This window comes from Actinotalea sp. C106 (assembly GCF_023630195.1).
Lineage (GTDB): Bacteria > Actinomycetota > Actinomycetes > Actinomycetales > Cellulomonadaceae > Actinotalea.
Window position 1 is genome coordinate 1 of sequence record NZ_JALPKN010000269.1, and the last position, 4,237, is coordinate 4,237.

General features: G+C 75.5%; 4 protein-coding genes and 1 pseudogene. All 5 read right to left on the minus strand.

Annotated features, from left to right (window positions below):
• Positions 1-359: pseudogene (locus L0B03_RS14595) on the minus strand (hypothetical protein); the annotation flags it as partial.
• Complete coding sequence (gene coaD, locus L0B03_RS14600; protein WP_250447058.1) at positions 356-853, minus strand: pantetheine-phosphate adenylyltransferase; 498 nt, start codon at positions 851-853, stop codon at positions 356-358. The gene coaD and the pseudogene L0B03_RS14595, both read right to left, overlap by 4 nt.
• Positions 854-862: 9 nt before the next feature.
• A complete protein-coding gene (rsmD, locus tag L0B03_RS14605; protein ID WP_250447061.1) occupies positions 863-1,426 on the minus strand; it encodes a 16S rRNA (guanine(966)-N(2))-methyltransferase RsmD in 564 nt (187 codons plus the stop codon).
• 31 nt (positions 1,427-1,457) lie between these two features.
• On the minus strand, positions 1,458-3,698 hold the full coding sequence (locus L0B03_RS14610) for an ATP-dependent DNA helicase RecG (RefSeq protein ID WP_250447064.1): 2,241 nt from the start codon (positions 3,696-3,698) through the stop codon (positions 1,458-1,460).
• The coding region (locus L0B03_RS14615; protein ID WP_250447067.1) for a hypothetical protein at positions 3,695-4,237 on the minus strand (543 nt) is incomplete at its 5' end. The genes L0B03_RS14610 and L0B03_RS14615, both read right to left, overlap by 4 nt.

Genomic DNA, 4,237 nt, shown 5'->3' on the forward strand with positions numbered 1-4,237 from the left:
GCCCGGACCTCGGCCGCAGCGACCACCGGCTCGGTGCTGACGAGCTCCTCGGCGCGGCGGCGCGCGGCGGCGACGATCCCCTCGGCCTCGGCCCGCGCCTGTGTGAGGACATGGTCCGCCCCGGCCAGGACCTCGTCGGCCTCGGTCAGCTGGGTGGGCAGCACGGCGCGGGCCTGGCCGAGCAGGTCCATGACCTCGGCCCGGTTGACCAGCACCGAGGAGGACATCGGCATGGCGCGGGCCTGGGCGACGGCCTGCTCGAGGGCCTCGAGGATGCCGGTGAGCCCCTCGGACCGGACGCCCGCGGGGTCTGGCTCCGCAGAGCCGCCGGTCCCCGACCCTGGTGCGCCCGGGTTCATCCTCGTGCTCCTTCGGCGTGGGCCCGCAGCCGGGCACGGACCACCTCGGCGACGCCGGGTGGGACGAGGTCCTCGACGCGCCCGCCGTGCCGCGCGACGTCCTTGACCAACGAGGAGGCGATGTGGGCGACCCCGCGGTCCGCCGGGACGAAGACCGTCTCGATCCCGGTCAGGTGCCGGTTCATCAGGGCCATCGGCAGCTCGGCGTCGTAGTCGGCGCCGCCACGCAGACCCTTGAGCAGGGCCGTCGCGCCGATCTCCTGGCAGAAGTCCACCAGGAGCCCCGGCACGACCTCGACCCGCACCCCGGGGATCTCGGCGACGGCCGAGCGCGCGAGACCGACCCGGTCCTCGACGCTCAGCAGGGCGCTCTTGCTCGCGTTCCGCGCGACGCCCACGACCACCTCGTCGAAGAGCCTCACCCCGCGGCGGACGACGTCGAGGTGCCCGAGGGTGATCGGGTCGAAGGACCCGGGGCAGACGGCGATGGTCACGGAGCCACTCTAGGCCGCTCTCTCGGCGAACCACAGGGCCGTGTCCCCGTACCCGCGCCGGTCGGCGAGCGCGAGGGCCGGGACCGGCCACCGTGGCTCAGGGCTTCTGGCCGAGCGCTCGACCACCACCACGGCCCCCGGGGCCAGGTGCGGCGCGAGGAGCTCGAGCACCTCGGCGAGGTCCTCCTCCCCGACGTCGTAGGGCGGGTCGAGCAGCGCGAGGTCGGCCAGGTCGCCGTCGGCCCCCGGCGGCGTGCGCAGGTACGAGGCGACCGTCGCCGCGACGACGTCGACCCCCGTCAGGCCCACGGTGCGCAGGTTCTGCCGGCAGACCTCGGCCGCCGCCCGTGCTGACTCGACGAGCACCACCTGCCGGGCACCCCGGCTCGCCGCCTCGAGCCCGAGCGCCCCCGACCCCGCGTAGAGGTCGAGCACGACCGTGCCGTCGAGCAGGCCGCGGTGCTCGAGCCGCGAGAAGAGCGCCTCGCGGACCCGGTCGCTGGTGGGTCGGGTGCCCCGGGGCGGCACCTTGAGGGTGCGTCCACCGGCACGTCCTGCCACGATCCTGGTCACCGGTCCAGCCTAGGTGCGGGGCACCGGACCCTCAGGCACGGTCCAGGAACTCCTCGCGACGCGGGTCGAGCCACGTGCCGATGGCCTCCCTGAGCACCGGCCAGCGGGACAGGTCCGGGTCGGCCACGACGAGCGGGGTGGCGTCCTGCCTCGCCTCGGCGATCACGTCCCCGTGGCGGACGACCCGCAGCAGGCGCAGCGAGCTACGACCACCGGACTGCGAGGCGCCGAGCACGTCCCCCTCCCGCCGCAGCTCGAGGTCCACACCCGCCAGGCGGAAGCCGTCGGTGGTCTCGGCCAGGGTGCGCACCCGGGTGGCCGCGTCGGTGCCCTCGGCCGCCGCGGAGACCAGCAGGCAGAGCCCGGGGGCCCGGCCACGACCCACCCGGCCACGCAGCTGGTGGAGCTGGGAGAGCCCGAAGCGGTCGGCGTCGAGGATCACCATGACGGTGGCCTCGGGCACGTCCACACCGACCTCGACCACGGTCGTGGCGACCAGGACCTGGAGCTGCCCCGAGGAGAAGCGCGCCATGGCCTCGTCCTTCTCGGCCGGCGGCATCCGCCCGTGCAGGACCCCGACCTCGATCCCCGCGAGGTCGGGCATGGCCGCGAGCTCCTCGGCGACCTCGAGCACCGCACGCAGCGGCGTGGCCGGCCGCGCAGCTCCCCCGTCGTCCTCGCGGGCGGGCTCCCACCCCTCCTCGGCCGCGGCGCCCCCCTCGGCAGGGTCGTCCGGGCTGATCCGCGGGCACACGACGTAGACCCGGTGCCCCGCGTCGACCTCCTCGCGCACCCGCTGCCAGGTGCGAGTCAGCCATGCCTCGTTGTCCGCAGGGACCACGTGGGTCGTGATGCCCGGTCGCCCGGCGGGGACGTCGAGCAGCATCGAGGTCTCGAGGTCGCCGAAGACGGTCATCGCCACGGTCCGCGGGATGGGTGTCGCGGTCATGACCAGCAGGTGGGGCGGCACCCCCGCCCGGGTCCGCAGCGCATCGCGCTGCTCGACGCCGAACCGGTGCTGCTCGTCGACCACGACGAGCCCGAGCTCGGCGAACTGCACCGAGGGGCTCAGCAACGCATGGGTGCCGACCACGATCCCTGCCCGCCCGGAGGCTGCGTCCAGGAGGGCCTCGCGCCGGGCCGCCGTCGACTGCGACCCGGTCAGCAGCACCACCCTGGTCGCGCGCTCGGCCCCGCCGAGCAGGCCTTCCTCGGCGAGAGGTCCCAGCAGGGCCCGCAGGCTGCGCAGGTGCTGCGCGGCGAGCACCTCGGTCGGCGCGAGGAGCGCGGCCTGCCCGCCGGCGTCGACCACCTGGAGCATGGCGCGCAGGGCGACGACCGTCTTGCCCGAACCGACCTCCCCCTGGAGCAGTCGCTGCATCGGCTGCGGGCGCTCGAGATCCGTGCCGACCTGCTCACCGACCTCGACCTGCCCAGGGGTGAGGGCGAACGGCAGGCGCGCGTCGAAGTCGGCGAGCAGGCTCGGTCCGTCCCGCCGTGGTCGGGCGACGGCGTGCTCGGCGGCCACGACCGCGCGGCGCCGGGCGAGGGCGGCCTGCAGGACGAAGGCCTCCTCGTACCGCAGCCGGTCCTGCCCGCGACGCCAGTCGAGGTCGGCGAAGGGCGCATGCACCCCGCGCAAGGCCTCGTGCAGGCTGACCAGGCCTCGGTGCTCGAGGATCTCGGCCGGCACCGGGTCCGGCAGGTCGGCCTCGGTCAGGGTGTCGAGCACGGTGCGGACCGCGCGCTGGATGCGCCAGGTGGGCAGGGCGGCGCTCGAGGGGTAGATGGGGATCGGGCGCGTGGCCTCGACCAGCACCGCGGCCTCGTCGTCGACGTCCTCACCGATCACCTGGTAGTCGGGGTGGGTGAGCTGCAGCGCTCCCCGGTACTCCCCCACGGTGCCCGTGAACAGCGCGACCTTGCCGGGCCGGAGCCGGTGCTCGTGGCTCCGTAGCGCGCCGGACCTCTTGGCGAAGAACGTGAGCTGCAGGTCGCGCGTGCCGTCGGTGACGCTCACCTGCATCAAGGAGCCGCCGCGGGAGCGCATCGTCCGGACGGTCGCCTGGCGCACCTGCGCCATGACGGCCACGTGCTCGCCGAGGGCGAGCTCGGACAGGTCGGTGAGCCGCCCCGGCTCGGCGTAGCGACGCGGGTAGTGCCGCACCAGGTCCCCCACGGTCCGCACCCCCAGCGCATCGAGGGCCTCGGCGGTGCGCTTGCCGACCACCCGGTCCAGCGGCTCGAGGAGCCTGTCGGGCTGTGCGGTCACTCGATCCCCACCTCCAGCCGGCTGCCCTCGCCGCCGCCCTCGAGCACGACGACCTCGAGGTCCGGGTGCCCGGCCACGAGGGCGTCGACGAGGGTCGCGATCCCGGCGGGTGAGGTGTCCTGAGCGGCGACGAGGGTGACGACCTCGGCCGTCCCGAGCACCGGGAGGATCCCCTCGGGGACCGTCGCGTCCCCACCGGGACCACCGTCGAGCACGACCGTTCGCAGGCCGCGCACGGCGGCCAGGACGGCGTCCTGCTGCTCCTCGCTCGTCGTGACGGGGGCGAGGCCGGCCCGGGTCGCCGCGCCCACCACGACCTGCACCTCGCTCAGGCCGGTCACGACCTCCACCTCGAGGTCGTCGCCGTCGACGGAGCGCGGCGACGGACCGGGCAGCACCGCGGTCCCGGCCGCACCCGTCGCGAGCACGAGGACCTTGCGCGCCCCCGAGTCCTCGACCGCCCGGGTCACCGCGCGGGCGAGCGTCCGCCCCCCGGTCGCGGGCACGACGACCGCCCCCGCCCGGGCGTGGTCGGGGAC